At 73.4% G+C, this 17955-nt stretch carries 9 protein-coding genes and 1 pseudogene; 7 read left to right on the forward strand and 3 right to left on the reverse strand.

The window, feature by feature from the left end:
* The 4 genes and pseudogenes from ABZV94_RS27705 to moeZ all read left to right on the forward strand — a co-directional run.
* A pseudogene (locus ABZV94_RS27705) lies at positions 1-195 on the forward strand (hypothetical protein); the annotation flags it as partial.
* A 186-nt stretch (positions 196-381) separates the two neighbouring features.
* A complete protein-coding gene (locus ABZV94_RS27710) occupies positions 382-1341 on the forward strand; it encodes an NAD-dependent epimerase/dehydratase family protein (RefSeq protein WP_356344909.1) in 960 nt (319 codons plus the stop codon).
* The gene (locus tag ABZV94_RS27715; RefSeq protein ID WP_356344911.1) at positions 1329-2078 is read left to right on the forward strand and encodes a spherulation-specific family 4 protein; all 750 of its coding nucleotides are present in this window, start codon (positions 1329-1331) and stop codon (positions 2076-2078) included. The genes ABZV94_RS27710 and ABZV94_RS27715 overlap by 13 nt, the downstream gene beginning before the upstream one ends.
* A gap of 63 nt (positions 2079-2141) precedes the next feature.
* Complete coding sequence (gene moeZ, locus ABZV94_RS27720; RefSeq protein WP_356344913.1) at positions 2142-3320, forward strand: adenylyltransferase/sulfurtransferase MoeZ; 1179 nt, start codon at positions 2142-2144, stop codon at positions 3318-3320.
* Between the two features lie 222 nt (positions 3321-3542).
* Here moeZ and ABZV94_RS27725 read toward each other — a convergent pair whose 3' ends face one another.
* The 3 genes from ABZV94_RS27725 to ABZV94_RS27735 all read right to left on the reverse strand — a co-directional run bounded on the left by ABZV94_RS27725 (position 3543) and on the right by ABZV94_RS27735 (position 9860).
* A complete protein-coding gene (locus ABZV94_RS27725; protein ID WP_356344915.1) occupies positions 3543-5093 on the reverse strand; it encodes an alpha/beta hydrolase in 1551 nt (516 codons plus the stop codon).
* A 149-nt stretch (positions 5094-5242) separates the two neighbouring features.
* The gene (locus ABZV94_RS27730; protein WP_356344917.1) at positions 5243-6787 is read right to left on the reverse strand and encodes an alpha/beta hydrolase; all 1545 of its coding nucleotides are present in this window, start codon (positions 6785-6787) and stop codon (positions 5243-5245) included.
* Between the two features lie 97 nt (positions 6788-6884).
* Positions 6885-9860, reverse strand: a complete 2976-nt coding sequence (locus ABZV94_RS27735; protein WP_356344919.1) for a lysylphosphatidylglycerol synthase domain-containing protein — start codon at positions 9858-9860, stop codon at positions 6885-6887.
* 186 nt (positions 9861-10046) lie between these two features.
* On the opposite strand from ABZV94_RS27735, the gene ABZV94_RS27740 reads away from it, so the two are divergent.
* From ABZV94_RS27740 to ABZV94_RS27750, 3 genes are all read left to right on the forward strand, one after another.
* Positions 10047-10445, forward strand: coding sequence for an MGMT family protein (locus tag ABZV94_RS27740; RefSeq protein WP_356344921.1), 399 nt, complete (start codon positions 10047-10049; stop codon positions 10443-10445).
* Between the two features lie 257 nt (positions 10446-10702).
* The gene (locus ABZV94_RS27745; RefSeq protein ID WP_356344923.1) at positions 10703-14203 is read left to right on the forward strand and encodes an ATP-dependent DNA helicase; all 3501 of its coding nucleotides are present in this window, start codon (positions 10703-10705) and stop codon (positions 14201-14203) included.
* A gap of 113 nt (positions 14204-14316) precedes the next feature.
* A complete protein-coding gene (locus tag ABZV94_RS27750; RefSeq protein WP_356344925.1) occupies positions 14317-17910 on the forward strand; it encodes an ATP-dependent DNA helicase in 3594 nt (1197 codons plus the stop codon).
* Positions 17911-17955: the final 45 nt, after the last annotated feature.

Consider the following 17955-nt stretch of genomic DNA (forward strand, 5'->3'; position numbering starts at 1 on the left):
TCACGACATGCCCGTCGAAGCCGGTGTGCACCAGGCGTTCCAGCAGCTCGGCGCGTCCAGAGCCTCGTCGGCGCCTGGGGCGAGGCCGCCGTACCGGCCCTCGCCTGCGGCACCGCCGCCCTGGCCCTGCTCTGGCACGCCGGCCGCACCCTCACGCAGGCCTCGGCCCACGCGCCGACGGGAGCACCCGACTGAACCTTCCGCCGCCGGCCCCACGCACCGCCGGAGGCAACCGCACGACCGCCCTGAAGGAGAACACCAGATGACCACCTCCCGACCCGGAGCGTCCGGAAACCCCGGAACCGCCGGAGCGCCCGGCGCAGCCGAAGGAGCCGTCGAGACGGCCGGTACCACCGGCGCGCACACCCCGGGAGCCGCCCGATGAGGGTCCTGCTGATCGGAGCCAACGGGTTCATCGGCCGCTTCGTCGCCGACCGCCTGCTCGCCGACCCGGCCGTCCAGCTCACCGCGCTCGGCCGCGGCGACGACGCCGACGTCCGCTTCGACCTCGCCACCGGCAGTCCGGGCGCGCTCACCCGCTTCCTCGACGCGGTCCACCCCGGAGTCGTCATCAACTGCGCCGGTGCCACCCGCGGGGGCGCCCGCGACCTCACCCGGCACAACACCGTCGCCGTGGCCACCGTCTGCGAGGCCCTGCGCCGCAGCGGCTGCGGTGCCCGCCTGGTGCAGATCGGCTGCGGTTCCGAGTACGGCCCCAGCCAGCCCGGTTCCTCCACGGCCGAGGACGCCGTGCCGCGCCCCGGCGGGCCGTACGGCGTCAGCAAGCTCGCCGCGACCGAACTGGTCCTCGGCTCCGGCCTGGACGCCGTCGTGCTGCGGGTCTTCTCACCGGCCGGCCCCGGCACCCCGGCCGGCTCCCCGCTGGGCCGGCTCGCGGAGGCCATGCGCCGCGCCATGCAGTCCGGCGACGGCGAACTCAAGCTCGGCGGCCTCGGCGTCCAGCGCGACTTCGTCGACGTCCGGGACGTCGCCCGTGCCGTGCACGCCGCCTCCCTCTCCGCGGCGCAGGGCGTGATCAACATCGGCTCCGGCCGCGCCGTCCGGCTGCGGGACGCCGCCGCCGTCCTCGCGCGTGTGGCCGGATACGGCGGCGCCCTCCACGAACTCGACGCCCCGCCCGGGCCGCTGCGCAGTGCCATCGGGCACCCCCGCGCGGACTCCGAGCACGCGGCCCCGGTGGCGTACCCGTATCCGGACGGCTGCGGCAGCTGGCAGCAGGCCGATGTGCGTACCGCACGCGACCGGCTCGGCTGGCGGCCCCGGATCAACCTCGAAGAATCCCTGGCCGACATCTGGATGGAGGCGGCATGCCGCATCTGACCAGCACCACCGTGGGCGCCACCGGCACCGGCGTCCGCACCGCCCTCGGCATCCCCGGCTACGCCCACCCGCTCGTCGCCCCGGCCCAGTGGGCGGAACTCGCCCGCCCCGGCACCCCGCTGGACTGGGTGGTCCTCGACGTCGCCGCCGGTCCCGGCACCCGGCCCGACCCGCACTGTCTGGAAGCCGCGGCCCGGCTGCGTGCCGTGGGCGTCCGGGTCCTCGGCCACCTCGACCTCACCCACGGCGCCCGCACCTTCGGTGACCTGCTCTCCGACGCCCACCGCCACCTCGACTGGTACGGCGTCGACGGGTTCCTGCTGGACCGCTGCCCCACCGAGCGCACCGCGCTCCCCGAGGTCCGCCGCGCGATCACCACGCTCCGGGCGATCAGTGACACCGCCCACATCGTCCTCGGCCACGGCCGCCACCCGCACCCCGGCTACGCCGAGAACGCCGACCAGCTGGTGACCTTCTCCGGCCCCTGGTCCGACTACCGCTGGTCCCAGGCGGCCGAGTGGACCGCCGACTACCCGCCCGACCGCTTCTGCCACTTCGTGCACGGCGTGCCCCGCGGTCACCTGGACGAGGCGCTGCGCATCGCCCGCTGGCAGGGAGCGGCCACGATCTACTTCACGGACCGTACGGACAGGGACGGCCGCGTGGACCCCTGGGAGAGCATGCCCGGCTACTGGGACGACATCGTCTCGCGCCTCGGAACGGGTGTCTCGGAATGAAGAAGGCCGTGGCAGTGTTACGTGGAGAACAACTGTAGTGATTGACCGACCAACGGAGTCCCCGTGTCGCTGCCACCCCTGGTCGAGCCAGCTCCTGAGCTCACCGTAGACGAGGTCCGCAGGTACTCCCGCCACCTGATCATCCCCGACGTGGGCATGGACGGGCAGAAGCGGCTGAAGAACGCCAAGGTGCTCTGTGTGGGCGCCGGCGGCCTGGGCTCGCCGGCGCTGATGTACCTGGCCGCCGCGGGCGTGGGCACCCTCGGCATCGTGGAGTTCGACGAGGTCGACGAGTCGAACCTGCAGCGCCAGATCATCCACAGCCAGTCCGACATCGGCCGCTCCAAGGCCGAGTCCGCGCGCGACAGCGTCAAGGGCATCAACCCGTACGTGAACGTGATCCTTCACGAGGAGCGGCTCGAAGCCGACAACGTGATGGACATCTTCAGCCAGTACGACCTGATCGTCGACGGCACCGACAACTTCGCGACCCGCTACCTGGTCAACGACGCGTGCGTGCTGCTCAACAAGCCGTACGTGTGGGGTTCGATCTACCGCTTCGACGGCCAGGCCTCGGTGTTCTGGTCCGAGCACGGCCCCTGCTACCGCTGCCTGTACCCGGAGCCCCCGCCCCCCGGCATGGTCCCCTCCTGCGCCGAGGGCGGCGTCCTGGGCGTGCTGTGCGCGTCCATCGGCTCCATCCAGGTCACCGAGGCGATCAAGGTCCTCACCGGCACCGGCGAGCCGCTGGTCGGCCGGCTGATGATCTACGACGCCCTGGAGATGCAGTACCGCCAGGTCAAGGTGCGCAAGGACCCCAACTGCGCGGTCTGCGGCGAGAACCCGACCGTCACCGAGCTCATCGACTACGAGGCCTTCTGCGGCGTCGTCTCCGAGGAGGCCCAGGCGGCGGCGGCCGACTCCACGATCACTCCGAAGCAGCTCAAGGAGTGGATCGACGACGGCGAGAACATCGAGATCATCGACGTCCGCGAGCCGAACGAGTACGAGATCGTCTCCATCCCGGGCGCCAAGCTGATCCCGAAGAACGAGTTCCTCATGGGCACCGCCCTGGAGGGCCTGCCGCAGGACAAGAAGATCGTCCTGCATTGCAAGACGGGTGTCCGCAGTGCGGAAGTCCTCGCGGTCCTGAAGTCCGCGGGCTTCTCCGACGCGGTCCACGTCGGCGGCGGCGTCATCGGCTGGGTCAACCAGATCGAACCGGAGAAGCCGGTCTACTGATCACGGGCCCGCCCCACCAGACTGACTGCAGAAGTCCACGGCTCCGACCTCGTCGGACGCCGTGGGCTTCCGCCGTTGTCGGCGGGCGTCGGCGCCCCTTCTGATACTCCGACCGGCGCCATCCCGGTCCGCTCCGATGGCCGGCCGGCCATCGCAGGTCGTCCGGGGTCCAGCCGATGCGGCGGGCCCCGGCTGCGTACCGCGCCCGGGCCCCGTACCGCGTCAGGAACAGACCTTGCCGTCCTTCGGCACCGTCCCGTTCAGCAGGTAGGCGTCCACCGTCGAGTCGACGCAGTCGCTGCCGCTGCCGTACGCCCCGTGCCCCTCGCCCTTCCAGGTCAGTTCGACGCCGACGCCCCGGCCCAGTTCGTCGGCCATTCTGCGGGCGCCCTCGTACGGGGTGGCCGGGTCGCCGGTGTTGCCGACCAGCAGGATCGGTGCCGCGCCCGGTGCGCTGACCTGCGGGGTGTCGTACTGGCCCGGCACCGGCCAGTCGTGGCACCAGCCCGCGGTGTCCCAGCCGAGGAAGTTCCCGAACACCGGCGATATCCGCTCGAACTCCGCCAGTCTCCGCTTGGTCTCGGCGAGCGTGGGCCGCTGCTTGTCGTCCAGGCACGATATGACCCGCTGGGAGTGGGTCGTCGTGCCGTAGCGGCCCGAGGAGTCCCGGTCGTTGTACTCGTCGGCGAGCGCCAGCAGCCCCGAACCGTCGCCCCGCTCCGCCGTCTTGAGGGCGTCGGTCAGCCTGGGCCACATCGACTCGCTGTACAGCGGCAGGATGATCCCGGTGACCGCGAGGGTCTGGGTGAGCTTCCGGCCGGACGACGTCGGCAGCGGCTCGTCGTCGATGCGTGCCAGCAGACCGGCGACCTTCCGGGACCCCTGCTCGGGGTTCTGGCCGGTGGACTTCAGGTAGTCGTCGAGGGCCCGCTGGAAGCCGCGCGCCTGGTTCTCGGCGTGGCCCACCGTGTCCGCGGTCGGGTCGACCACCGCGTCGAGGACGGCCCGGCCGACGTGCTTCGGGAACAGGTGGGCGTAGACACCGCCGAGTTCGGTGCCGTAGGAGATCCCGAAGTAGTGCAGCTTGTCGTCCCCGAGGACCTGGCGCATCAGGTCCATGTCGCGGGCGGTGTCGGTGGTGGACACATGGGCCAGCAGCGGGCCGGCGGCCTCCTGGCAGCCCTTGCCGAAGTCGGTGGCGTCCTGGAGGTACGCCTTCTCCTCGGCCGGGGTGTCCGGTGTGGCGTCGACGGACTCGGCGGCCTGGATCTCCCGGTCGCCGCGGCAGCGGACGCCCCCGCTCGCGCCGACCCCGCGCGGGTCCCAGCTGACCAGGTCGTAGCGCTCGTGGAGGGCGGAGACGGAGGCTTCGAAGTACGGCATCGTCGACACCCCCGAGCCACCCGGGCCGCCGAAGTTGAACAGCAGCGAGCCGATGCGGTCGCCGCCGGTCGCCCGCGCCCGGATCAGGGCGAGCCCGATCGTCCTGCCGCCCGGATCGGACCAGTCCAGCGGCACCTTGAGCGTCGCGCACCGCCAGGCGTCGCTCGGCGCGGACGAGGTCGCGGTGGCCTTGCACCGGCGCCAGTCGAGGTGCTGGGAGGTGAGGGAGGCCGGAAGGGTGGTCGGCGTCGACGCGGCCGCGGAGGCCGGCGGCGCCGAGCCGGTGCCCTTGCCCTCGTCCTCGTTCCCGCCCCCGTCCGGCGAACCGCCGCACCCGGCCAGCAGCAGCCCCGCCGCCAGCGCGGCCGTCCACCGCAGGAATCGCATCATGCGCACCCCCCTGACAGGCCCGCCGCATCGTGCAGCGCCGGGCGTTCAGGCCATCGTAGGCGCCGGAGACCCGGCCCGTGACAGCCTGTGGATAACGCCCTGACCTGCCCATTCGCCAGCCGCGAGGGCCTGCCGTTGTCGGGGGTCTGTCAGGAACAGACGGTGTTGGCCTTCGGAGTCCTGCCGTCCAGCAGGTAGCCGTTCACCGCGCTCTGCACGCACTTGTTCTTGCTGTCGTACGCGCCGTGCCCCTGGCCCTTGTACGTCAGCTCGACGCCGACGCCCTTGCCGAGCGCGTCCACCATCTTCCGCGCGCCCTCGTACGGGGTGGCCGGGTCGCCGGTGTTGCCGACGACGAGGATGGGGGCCGCCCCCGGGGCGCTGACGTCGGGATGGTCGGCGGCGCCCGGCACCGCCCAGTCCGTGCAGCTGACCATGCCCCAGGCGAGGTAGTCCCCGAACAGCGGGGAGGCCGCGCGGAACTCGGGCAGCTTGCGCTGGACGTCGTCAGCGGTGTACCGCGGTTTCTCGTCGGAGCAGTTGATCGCGGTGTTCGCGGCGGTGAGATTGCTGTACTCGCCGTTCTCACTGCGGCCGTTCATCGAGTCGGAGAGCAGCATGAGGATCTTGCCGTCGCCGTCGTACGCCTGCTCCAGCCCCTCGATGAGGTACTCCCAGAAGTCCTTCGAGTACAGGGACTGCGCGATGCCGTTGGTGGCGGCGGTCTGCGTCAGCCGGCGCGGGAAGATGCCCGGGATCGGCTTCTTCTCCAGGTCGGCGAGGAGTTTCGCGATGCGGTCCTTCACCTCCTGCTCGGTGCTGCCGACCGGGCATTCCTCGGCCTTCGAGGTGCAGTCCTCGGCGAAGTTGTCGAGCGCCAGCTGGAATCCCCTGGCCTGTCCGAGCGCGCTCTGCTCCGGGGTCTGCGTGGGGTCCACGACCCCGTCGAGGACGGCCCGGCCGACGTGCTTCGGGAACAGGTGGGCGTAGACACCGCCGAGTTCGGTGCCGTAGGAGATGCCGAAGTAGTGCAGTTTGTCGTCGCCGAGCACCTGGCGCATCAGGTCCATGTCGCGGGCCGCGTCCGTGGTGCGCACATGCGGCAGGATCTTTTTGGAGTTCTTCTCGCAGGCCGCGTTGAACTGCTTGGTGCGCTGCAGCAGCTGGACCTGTTCGGCGTGGTCGTCCGGGGTGGCGTCCTGCTGGAAGTACTCGTCCAGCCGGGCGTCGCTCTCACACTCCACCGGTGCGCTGCGGCCGACCCCGCGCGGGTCGAAGCTGACCAGGTCGTAGCGGGTGCGCAGGGCGGTGTAGTCCGCGCCGAACGCGGGCAGGGTGGTCACGCCGCTGCCGCCCGGGCCGCCGAAGTTGAACACGAGCGAGCCGATCCGCTTGCTCGCGGGCCCACTGGCCCGCGCACGGATCAGGGCGATGCCGATCGTGTCACCCTTCGGCCTGCTCCAGTCCAGCGGCGCCTTCATGGTCGCGCACTGCCACTCCCCGCCGTTCGGCAGCGGCGAGGGAGGGCTGCCGCCGCCCTCCGCCTCGGAGGGGGCCGGGCAGTCCTTCCAGTCCAGCTTCTGCGCCGTGAGATCCCCGTCCTTGGGGCTGTCGCCGCAGCCGGCCAGCACAGCGGAGAGCAGCACAGCGGTGGTGGTCAGCGCGGCGGCGCGCAGCCGGAACGGGTTCGCCATGCTCCCATCGTGCGGGCGCGCCCGCCGGGGCGCGCGGGACGCGGGCCGTACGAGGTACCTCACCGGCGGGCCCCGCGACCGCACCGGGCAGGCCCGCCTACAGGGCTCCCTTGCGGGTGAGGTGGTTGAAGGCCAGCCAGCCCGGCAGCACCGGCAGCCAGAGGGTCAGCAGCCGGAACAGCAGCACGGCCGGCGCGGCGACCTCCTTGGGCAGGCCCACGGCGATCAGGCCGACGGTGAGGGTCGCCTCGACCGCGCCCACGCCACCCGGGGTGGGCGCCGCGGAGCCGAGCGCGTTGCCGGCGAGGAAGACGACCGCGACGCTGGCGATGCTCAGCGACACCGATCCGTCGCCGAAGGCCCGGATGGAGGCGTCCAGGCACATCACGAAGCAGGCCGTCAGCAGCAGCATGCCGCCGATGCCGGTGATGAGCTTCTGGGGCCGCTGGAGCACGTCGAGCATGCGCGGCACGACACCGGCGAACAGCGACCTCACGCGCGTGACGACGAATTTCCGCAGGAACGGCACCGAGGTGACCACGAGGAGCAGGACGGCCACGGTCAGCAGACCCGCGATGACCGTGCGGGACGGCGACAGCGACGGTGTCTTCTCCGTACCGGTGAGATAGCCGAAGGACAGCAGCATCAGGATGTGGCAGCCGAGCCCGAACAGCTGTGAGGCGCCGACGCTCGCCACCGCGAGCCCCGGGCGTACGCCGGCGCGCTGAAGGAAGCGCGTGTTGAGGGCGACACCGCCGACCGCGGCCGGCGCCACGATCTTCACGAACGACCCGGCGACCTGGGCCGCGACGGTCCGCGGGAACGGCACCCGTTCCGGTACGAAGCCCAGCAGGGCCATCGCGGCGGCGACGTAGCTGAGCGCGGAGAACAGCACCGCGGCGACCACCCAGCCCCACTGGGCCTGCGCGAACAGCGTGCCGAACTCGATGTGGGTGAGCTGCGTCAGCAGGTAGTACGCGCCGATCGCACCGGCGATGAAGCTGATCAGCGTGCGTGGCCGGACCCGCTCCAGACGGGCCGGTTCCACGGGCGCCTGGGGCCTGATGAGCAGCACCTGGTGGCGGATCTGGGTGAGCAGGTCCTCCTCGCGGGCCTCTTCCAGGGCTTCGTCGATGGCCCGCTTCTCGGCGCGCTGCTCGGCGCGGACCGCCTTCTTGTCGGGCTTCTCGAGCCCGGGCGGGGCCGTCTCGGACGCCTCCTCGAGACGGGCCAGCTTGGCCTGCCGGGAGGCTTCTAGCACCGCTTCCCGTTCGCGCTGGGCCCGCTCCCGGGCCAGCCGGCGCAGCGTCCCGCGCGTGGAGCGCGTCAGCGCGATCGGCTGGAGCATGGGCAGGCAGTCGGCGACCGCGTCCGGGCCGAGCACCCCGACCGCCGACGCCACCGCCCGCTCGGCACCGACCCGCAGGCCGAGCGTGGTGACCAGCTGGGCGATGTCCATGCGCAGCAGCAGATCGCCGGCCGCGATCTCGCCGCCGCGCAGTTCGGAGAGGATCACCTTGCCGGAACGATCCACCAGAATCGCGTCTCCGGCCAGCCTGCGGTGCGCGATGCGCCGGGACTGCAGCGCCCGCACCTGGTGCCAGGTGTTGCGCAGCAGCTCGTCGGTGATGTCCTCGTCGGCCAGCGAGTCCAGGGTGCGCCCGCCGGTGTGCTCGTAGACGAGCATGACCGCGTCCGGGCCGAGTTCCGAGGTGGCGATCAGCTTGGGCGCGTTGGCGCCCGCCGCGATCGCCGCGTACGCCAGCAGGGCCTCCTGCTCCAGGGCCTGGCGCAGCGACTGGAGGCTGGAGCGGGTGGCGAAGCCGCGCAGGGTCAGATTGCGCCAGGCGCGGTAGAAGAAGCCCTGCGCCTGCTGTTCCCGGTCGACGACGGTGACGTCCAGCGGCGGGCCGTCCTCCAGGGTGACGAAGTAGCGCCGGCCCCGGTCGCCGTTCTCCGACTCCACGGCTTCCTCACGGGCCGCGCTGACGGGGTGGAAGCCGACGTGCCTCAGGCCCGCCATCAGGGTCTGGCCGGTCGGGCGGACGTTGGGGGAGCCGACCGCGTACAGGGTGCCGTAGGCGATGGTCCAGCCGATCAGCACCGTCAGGATGATCGAGAAGGGGGTCGTGTAGCCGGTGACCAGCATGGAGAACGCGTCGAGCAGCAGCACCATCCACAGCACCGCGCGCCATCTCGGTCTGCGGGACATGCCGACGGCCGTCATGTAGGCGATCACGGGCGCCAGATAGCCGTGCACCGGGTCGGTCAGGGCGTGGATGTCGCCGGGCGAGGGCTGGGTGAGCGCCTCCTGGATCGAGTCCGGGGCGCCCCGGGCGACCCACAGGTCGGTGGCGAGGGTCACTCCGTGCGCGAGGACGGCCGCGAGGACGCCGTCGGCGATGCGCAGGCCGTCCCGTTTGATCAGCCGTTCGATCGCGAACGCGACCGGCACCAGCAGGATCGCGATGCTGGACGCCAGCCCCGCGATCTTGATCAGCAGGTCCGGGGCCTGCCCGGTGCCCTTGTTGATGTCCTGTTCGAGGCCCGAGGTGGTGCCGTGCGCGAACGCGGCGATGCCGAGCAGCACCACGATGCCGAGCAGGCCCACCAGGAGCCGCATCAGGTCGGAGGGGCGGTGCACGCGCGCGGGGAGGAGCGGTTCGTCGCGCTCCACCTGCTCGGCGTGGGGATCGTCGTCGGCGCACGGACGGTCGTCCGAGGGCGTGACCCCGGGGACGTGCCCCGCCTCGGGGAGGAGCGGCGGCCCCTCGGCGGCATCCGCACCGCCGTCACGCGCGCGCGTGCGCTCGCTCGCGTCCGCCTCGGGGGCGTCTTCCCGGGGGGCGTCTTCGCGCGCGCGTGTGCCGCCGTCCTTGTGCGGGCCCGTGTCGTCCTGCTCGCGCGGACCGGCGTCGTCCCGTTCGCGCGGGCCGGGGCTCTTCCGCGCCTGCGGGCCGGTGTCTTCCTGGTGCGCGCCGGTGCCGCCGTCGTCCGCGCGGGCGGGACCGGGGCGCGCGGAGGCGTCAGGGGTGCCCGCCGCTCCTTCGGGGTGCACGCCCTGCTCCTTCATGGTCTCTTCTTGGTCTCGTATCACCAGTCACCGCCCGCACGATGGTGGCATGCCCCACCGACACTCACGGGCATCAGGGTGCGGATGCGCGGGCGCACAGTCTGCCCCACGGACCGCGCGCGGGCGAGCGGACCGTTCCTCCCGCACCCCGCCGGAACGTCGGCGGGGTGCGGCAGGATGGGGTGGATGAGCGAGCAGAGCCCTCCCGAAGACACCCGCGCGGACCCGCCGCCCGGGTACGCGGACGCGCTGCCGGAGTACGCCGAGCGGGTTCTGGACGTCGCCGAGCGGATTCCGCCGGGCCGGGTCATGACCTACGGCGATGTGGCGGAGTGGCTGGAGGAGGGCGGGCCGCGCCAGGTCGGCCGGGTGATGTCCCTGTACGGCGGTGCCGTCCCGTGGTGGCGGGTCGTGCGGGCCGACGGTGTGCTGCTGCCCGGACACGAGTTGCGTGCCCTCGCGCACTACCGCGCCGAGGGCACACCGCTGAGGCAGGCGGGCGGCAGCACCCAGGGCCATCTGCCGCGGCTCGACATGCGACGGGCCCGATGGGACGGCGGCGCGGGTGCGGAGGGTCACACCTGACAGCTTCCGCCATCGGATGCCGCCGTGGAGCGCCTGTGGCCCGTTCGAGGGACACCCGGGACCTCCGTGGCATGCCGTACGTTCGTGAGATACGGGACGCGTGTGACCGCAGCGCCGCGAGGGAAGAAGCGGAAGCCCTGCTTCCGTCCGGAGCGGCGGCGTAGCGTCGGCAGCACGTGTCCCCCTCATCCCGCGGCCACCGCCTCGCGCGCGTGACCGCCCGCCCGCCCGCACGACCACCAGGACCGGCACATCACGTGAGCCCCTCTTCCTCCACCAGGCGCCCGCCGCACCCCTCGGTGCGGCGGGGGAGCCGTGGCGCTTACCGACTGGTCCGTACCCCTCCGGCCGTCGTGGACCCCCCTCATCTGGACGCGGCGCAGCGTGCCGTGGTTGACCACCGGAGCGGACCGCTCCTCGTCCTCGCCGGCCCTGGCACCGGCAAGACCACCACGCTGGTCGAGTCGGTGGCAGCCCGGATCGCCCGGGGCGGCGACCCCGAGCGGATCCTGGTGCTCACGTTCAGCCGCAAGGCCGCCGTCGACCTGCGCGACCGCATGGCCCTGCGCATGGGCGCCGCCCGCGCCCCCAGGGCGACCACCTTCCATTCGTACTGCTACGCGCTGGTCCGCGCCCACCAGGACAGCGGCCGGTCCAGCGAGCCGCTGCGCCTGCTCTCCGGTCCCGAGCAGGACGTCACCGTCCGCGAGCTGCTCGCCGGCCAGCCGGAACTGGAGCGGCTCGGCCTGACCCATGTGCGCTGGCCGGACGAACTGCGCGCCTGCCTGACCACACGCGGTTTCGCCGACGAGGTCCGTGCCGTCCTCGCCCGCAGCCGTGAACTGGGTCTCGGCCCGGACGCCCTGGACGCCTTCGCCCGCCGCATCGGCCGCCCCGACTGGCGGGCGGCGGCCGCGTTCCTCGCCGAGTACCTCGACACCCTCGACCTCCAGGGCGCGCTCGACTACGCGGAACTGGTCCACCGCGCGGTCCTCCTCGCCCGCCGTCCGGAGACCGCGGCACGGCTCGCGGCCCAGTACGACGCCGTGTACGTCGACGAGTACCAGGACACCGACGCCGCCCAGGTCCGGCTGCTGCGAGCCCTGGCCGGCGGCGGACGCACCCTGGTCGCGTTCGGTGACCCCGACCAGTCGATCTACGCCTTCCGGGGTGCCGACGTGAACGGCATCCTCGACTTCCCGGCCGTCTTCCGGCGCGCGGACGGCCGTCCCGCCCCCGTGGCGGTGCTGCGCACCTCGCGCCGCTCCGGCGCCGCCCTGCTGGCCGCCACCCGCCTGATCACCCAGCGCATGCCGCTGTCCCGGCTGCCCGCCGACACGGTCCGCGCCCACCGGGAGCCCGCCGCCGTACGGGACGGCGGCCGGGTCGAGGTCCACACGTATCCGACGCCCGGCGCGGAAGTGGACAACATCGCGGACATCCTGCGCCGCGCGCACCTGGAGGACGGCGTCCCCTGGAGCGACATGGCCGTCCTCGTCCGCGCGGGCTCCCGCCTCCCGGCCCTGCGCCGGGCCCTCACCGCGGCGGGCGTCCCCCTGGACATCGACGGCGACGAGCTTCCCCTGCGGCACGAACCCGCGGTGGCGCCCCTGCTCACGGCCCTCCGCGCGGTGGCCACGGCGGAGGCACGACACCGCGACGAGCGGGCGGCCGCAGGCGCTCTCAAGGGCGAACCGGAGGGTGAAGAGGTCGTCGGAGAACGCACTGACACCGGCGGAGAACGCACCGACACCGGCGGAGAAGACACGGAAGCCGCCGGACAACGGACCGAAGCCGCCGACGGGCGCACCGAAGCCCCCGGACAACGGACCGAAGCCGCCGACGCGCGCACCCAAGGCGCCGCGGAACCCGCTCCGGACGCCTGCTGGCTGGACACCGAGACCGCCCTCACCCTGCTCACCTCACCGCTCGCCGGCATGGACGCCGCCGACCTGCGCCGCCTCGGGCGTGCGCTGCGCGAGGAGGAACGGGCCGCCGGGAACCCCCTGCCGCCCCCGTCCGACGAACTGCTCGCCCGGGCGCTCGCCGAACCCGAGCGCCTGGCCGTGCACGACCCGGTGTACGCGCGCGGGGCGCAGCGCCTGGGTGCCCTGCTCCGCGAGGTCCGCGAGCGCCTGGCCGGCGGCGGTACGGCCGAGGAGGCGCTGTGGGACCTGTGGCAGGGCACACCGTGGCCCGGCCGCCTGGAGCGGGCCGCCCGGCGCGGTGGCGCGGCCGGCCGCAACGCCGACCGGGACCTGGACGCCGTGTGCGCGCTGTTCGCGACCGCAGCGCGCGCGGAGGAGCGCATCGGAGGCCGCGGCGCCCTGAACTTCCTGGAGCAGATCGAGGCCGAGGACATAGCCGCCGACACGCTCGCCCGCCGCGCCGTACGCCCGGACGCCGTCCGCGTGATGACCGCCCACCGCGCCAAGGGCCTGGAATGGCGGCTGGTCGTCGTCGCCGGCGTCCAGGAGGGACTCTGGCCCGACCTGCGGCGCCGCGGCTCGCTGCTGGAGGCCGACCGCATCGGCCGCGACGGACTCGCCGAACCGCTGCCCCCGGGCGCGCTGCTCGCCGAGGAGCGCCGCCTGTTCTACGTGGCCGCCACGCGCGCGCGTGACCGTCTCGTCGTCACCGCGGTGAAGGCACCGGCCGACGACGGCGACCAGCCGTCCCGGTTCCTCACCGAGCTGGGCGTCGAGCCGAGGGACGTCACCGGGCGTCCCCGCCGGCCGCTGTCCGTCGCCGCGCTCGTCGCCGAGCTGCGCGCGACCACGGTGGACCCGCGCGCGTCGGCCGCGTTGCGGGAGGCCGCCGCCCGCCGGCTCGCCCGGCTCGCCGCGCTCGCCGACGAGGACGGCCGCCCGCTCGTGCCGTCCGCGCACCCCTACCGCTGGTGGGGCATGTTCGAGCCGACCGAGAGCAAGGTGCCGCTGCGCCACCGGGACCAGCCCGTGGTGCTCTCCGGCAGCGCGCTCGACCAGCTCGCCAACACGTGCGCGCTCCAGTGGTTCCTGGGCCGCGAGGTCAAGGCGGACGCCCCCGCCACCACCGCGCAGGGCTTCGGCAACGTCGTCCACGTCCTGGCCGACGAGGTCGCCTCCGGCCGCACCCCCGCCGACCTCGACGTCCTCATGGAACGCCTGGACTCGGTGTGGAACGCGCTGGCCTTCGACGCGCCGTGGAAGTCGCGGCAGGAGAAGGACAACGCGCGCGTGGCGCTCGAACGCTTCCTGAACTGGCACGTGCTCAACCGCGCGGGCCGCACCCCGGTGGCGAGCGAGCACGACTTCGACGTCACCCTCGAAGCGGGCGACTACCAGGTCCGCATCCGCGGCCAGATGGACCGCGTGGAGACGGACGCTGAGGGACGCGCCTACGTGGTCGACTTCAAGACCGGCAAGCAGGCGCCCACCGCGGGCGAGGTGGAACGGCACCCCCAGCTCGCCGTCTACCAGCTCGCCGTCCGCGAAGGCGCCGTCGACACGGCCTTCGACGGTGTGCGCCCCGAGCCGGGCGGCGCGGAACTGGTCCACCTCAGACAGGGCGCCGCCAAGCGTGACGGGGGCGACACCCTGCCCAAGGTGCAGACCCAGGAGCCGCCGTCGGGGGAGTGGGTCGGCGAACTGCTGGCCACCGCCGCCGGGAAGGTCCTCGACGAGCGGTTCACGCCGAGCGCCGGCCAGCACTGCACCCACTGCGCGTTCCGGGCGTCGTGCAGCGCGCGCCCGGAGGGGCGGCACGTGGTCGAGTGACGTGTCCCCGCCATGGGTGACGTACGGCACCACAGGCGCTGACCTGCGCTTCTTCCGCTCCGCACGACCGCCCCGGTCTCGACTGTCAGTCCCCGCCGCTAGCCTCTTTCGACATGCCCGCCCGTATCACCGACCCCGAGCAGCTCAAGGAGCTCCTCGGCATCCCGTTCACCCCGGAGCAGACGGCCTGCATCACCGCGCCGCCCGCCCCGCAGGTGATCGTGGCCGGTGCCGGGTCGGGCAAGACCACCGTGATGGCGGCCCGCGTGGTCTGGCTGGTGGGCACCGGACAGGTCGCCCCCGAACAGGTCCTCGGTCTCACCTTCACCAACAAGGCCGCCGGTGAGCTGGCCGAACGCGTCCGCAAGGCGCTGATCAGGGCCGGCGTCACCGACCCGGACGTCATCGACCCCGACAACCCTCCGGGCGAGCCGGTCATCTCGACGTACCACTCCTTCGCCGGCCGCCTGCTCACCGACCACGGCCTGCGCCTCGGCCTGGAGCCCAGCTCACGCCTCCTGGCCGACGCCACCCGCTACCAGCTCGCCGCGCGCGTGCTGCGCGAGGCGCCGGGCCCGTACCCGGCACTGACCCGCTCCTTCGCCGACCTCGTCAGCGACCTGCTCGCGCTCGACTCCGAACTCGCCGAACACCTCGTCGACCCCGAGGAACTCCGCGCCTGGGACACCGGCCTGCTGCGCACCCTGGAAGGGGCCAAGCTCACCAACGCCGACCTGCGCAAGGTCCCGGAGACCGCCGCGGCCCGCCGGGAACTCGCCGAGCTCGTCCAGCGCTACCGGGCCGCCAAACGCGCGCGGGACCTTCTCGACTTCGGCGACCAGATCGCCCTGTCGGCCCGCCTCGCCCGCATTCCCGAGGTGGGCCGGGCGCTGCGCGAGGAGTTCCGCGTGGTGCTCCTGGACGAGTACCAGGACACCTCCGTGGCCCAGCGCGTCCTGCTCGCCGGCCTGTTCGGCGGCGGTACCGGCCACCCGGTGACCGCCGTCGGCGATCCCTGCCAGGCCATCTACGGCTGGCGCGGCGCCTCCGTCGCCAACCTGGACGACTTCCCCGACCACTTCGCCCACGCCGACGGCAGGCCCGCCACCCGGCAGGCGCTCAGCGAGAACCGCCGCAGCGGCGGACGCCTGCTCGACCTCGCCAACGGCCTCGCCGAGCCCCTGCGTGCCCTCCACGCGGGCGTGGAGGCCCTCCGCCCGGCCCCGGGCGCCGAGTACGACGGCACGGTCCGCTGCGCCCTGCTGCCCACCCACGCCGAGGAGATCGACTGGATTGCCGACTCCCTCGCCCACCTCGTGCACACCGGCACACCGCCCGGCGAGATCGCCGTACTGTGCCGGACCGCGACCGACTTCGCCGAGATCCAGGGCGCCCTCGTCGCCCGCGACGTCCCCGTCGAGGTCGTCGGCCTCTCCGGCCTGCTCCACCTGCCCGAGATCGCCGACCTCGTCGCCGTCTGCGAGGTCCTCCAGGACCCCGGCGCCAACGCGGCGCTGGTACGCCTGCTGACCGGACCGCGCTGGCGCATCGGCCCCCGCGACCTCGCCCTGCTGGGCCGCCGCGCCCGGCTGCTGGTCGCCCACGCGCGCGTGGACGGCACCGACGACCCGGACCGCCGGCTCGCCGAGGCCGTGGAGGGCGTCGACCCGTCCGAGGTGATCTCGCTCGCCGACGCCCTGGACACCTTCCTGGAAGCGCCCCTGGAGGACGGCGACGACGACGGGCTGCCGTTCTCCCCGGACGCGCGCGTGCGCTTCGCCCGGCTCGCCGCCGAACTGCGCGACCTGCGCCGGTCGCTGTCCGACCCGTTGATGGACGTCCTGCACCGCGTCCTCGCCGTCACCGGCCTGGAGGTGGAGCTGTCGGCGTCCCCGCACGCGCTCGCCGCCCGCCGCCGCGAGACCCTGTCCAACTTCCTGGACATCGCCGCCTCCTTCGCCGCGAGCGACAGCGAGGCCACCCTGCTGGCCTTCCTCGGCTTCCTGCGCACCGCCGCCCAGTACGAGAAGGGCCTCGACAACGCCCTGCCCGGCGGCGAGAACACCGTCAAGGTGCTCACCGCGCACAAGTCCAAGGGCCTGGAGTGGGACGTCGTGGCCGTCCCCGGACTCGTGACCGGCACGTTCCCCAGCGCCCAGGGCCGCGAGAAGTGGACCGCGCAGGCCAAGGTGCTGCCGCACGCCCTGCGCGGCGACACCGACACCCTGCCCGACGTGGACTCCTGGGACTCGCGCGGCATGAAGGCCTTCCACGAGGCCATGAAGGAGCACCAGCACACCGAGGAGCTCCGCCTCGGCTACGTCACCTTCACCCGCCCCCGCTCGCTCCTGCTCGGCTCCGGCCACTGGTGGGGGCCCACCCAGAAGAAGCCGCGCGGCCCGTCCGACTTCCTCCAGGCCCTGTACGACCACTGCGCCGCCGGGTACGGCGAGATCGAGGTGTGGGCGGACCCGCCCGCCGAGGACGAGGAGAACCCGGCCCTGCACGCGGCCACCGCCGACCAGGTGTGGCCGCTCCCGCTGGACGCCGCCGCCCTCGCCCGCCGCCGCGCCGCCGCGGAGACCGTCCTCGCCCACCTGGACGCCCTCGCCGCAGGGCCTGCCGACGGGCGCCGGCCGGCCCTGCACGACCCGGCTGGTGCCGAGGACCCGGACTGGCCCGCGCCGCCGGACGACGAACCGTACGGTGACGATCCGTACGGCGACGACCCGTTCAGCGACGACCCGTACGGCGCCGGGACGCAGGACGGGGAACGGCACGCGGACCTCGCTCACGAAGAGGATCTTCCGTACGACGACCCGTACGGCGACGACCCCTTCCCCACCGAGCCCCTCGACGATTCCTTCGACGGCGATCCCTTCGACGGCGAGCCCTTCGACCAGGACGACCGGAACGCCGAACGGCCCACGGTCCCGCACCAGGCGCCGGCCCCGCGGGACCGCCCGCGTGCCGCCGCGCCCCGGCCCACCGCCGCCCTCACCCCGGAGGAGGCCCGCACCATCGCCTCCTGGGACCGCGACCTGGACGCGCTCACCGGAGAACTGCTGCGCGCCCGGCAGACCGTCACCGAGGTCCCCCTGCCCACCACGCTCAGCGCGACCCAGCTGCTGCGGCTCGCCCAGGACCCGGACGGGCTCGCACAGGAGCTCGCGCGCCCCATGCCACGCCCCCCGCAACCGGCCGCACGCCGGGGCACCCGGTTCCACGCCTGGGTGGAAACCCGCTTCGAGGAACTGACCCTGCCCCTGCTGGACCCCGACGAGCTGCCCGGCGACGACGCCGAGATCGCGGACGAACGCGACCTGGAAGCCCTGAAGGAGGCCTTCGAACGCACCGAGTACGCCCGGCGCACCCCGTACCGGGTCGAGGCCCCCTTCCAGCTCACCCTCGCCGGCCGCGTCGTCCGGGGCCGCATCGACGCCGTCTACCGGCACGGCGACGGCGACGGGGCGACGTACGAGATCGTCGACTGGAAGACCGGCCGCACCGGCAGCGCCGACCCGCTCCAGCTCGCCGTGTACCGGCTGGCCTGGGCCGAGCAGCAGGGCATACCGCCCGAGTCGGTCACCGCCGCGTTCCTGTACGTGCGCAGCGGCGAGGTCGTACGCCCGGAGAGCCTGCCGGACCGGGCCGCGCTGGAGCGGCTGCTCACGGGTGAGACGGAGCGCACACCGGAGGCGAGCTGAGTGTGACGAACAGCCCGCCGAGGTTGCCGGCGCGGGCCGATAGGC

It is taken from the genome of Streptomyces sp. NPDC004658, from assembly GCF_040609555.1.
Lineage (GTDB): Bacteria > Actinomycetota > Actinomycetes > Streptomycetales > Streptomycetaceae > Streptomyces.

Bases quoted from the DNA above. Each gene is read 5' to 3' on its own strand.
- ABZV94_RS27710 (WP_356344909.1), top strand. From the start codon at position 382: ATGAGGGTCCTGCTGATCGGAGCCAACGGGTTCATCGGCCGCTTCGTC.
- ABZV94_RS27715 (WP_356344911.1), top strand. From the start codon at position 1,329: ATGCCGCATCTGACCAGCACCACCGTGGGCGCCACCGGCACCGGCGTC.
- ABZV94_RS27725 (WP_356344915.1), bottom strand. From the start codon at position 5,093: ATGATGCGATTCCTGCGGTGGACGGCCGCGCTGGCGGCGGGGCTGCTG.
- ABZV94_RS27730 (WP_356344917.1), bottom strand. From the start codon at position 6,787: ATGGCGAACCCGTTCCGGCTGCGCGCCGCCGCGCTGACCACCACCGCT.
- ABZV94_RS27735 (WP_356344919.1), bottom strand. From the start codon at position 9,860: ATGAAGGAGCAGGGCGTGCACCCCGAAGGAGCGGCGGGCACCCCTGAC.
- ABZV94_RS27740 (WP_356344921.1), top strand. From the start codon at position 10,047: ATGAGCGAGCAGAGCCCTCCCGAAGACACCCGCGCGGACCCGCCGCCC.
- ABZV94_RS27750 (WP_356344925.1), top strand. From the start codon at position 14,317: ATGCCCGCCCGTATCACCGACCCCGAGCAGCTCAAGGAGCTCCTCGGC.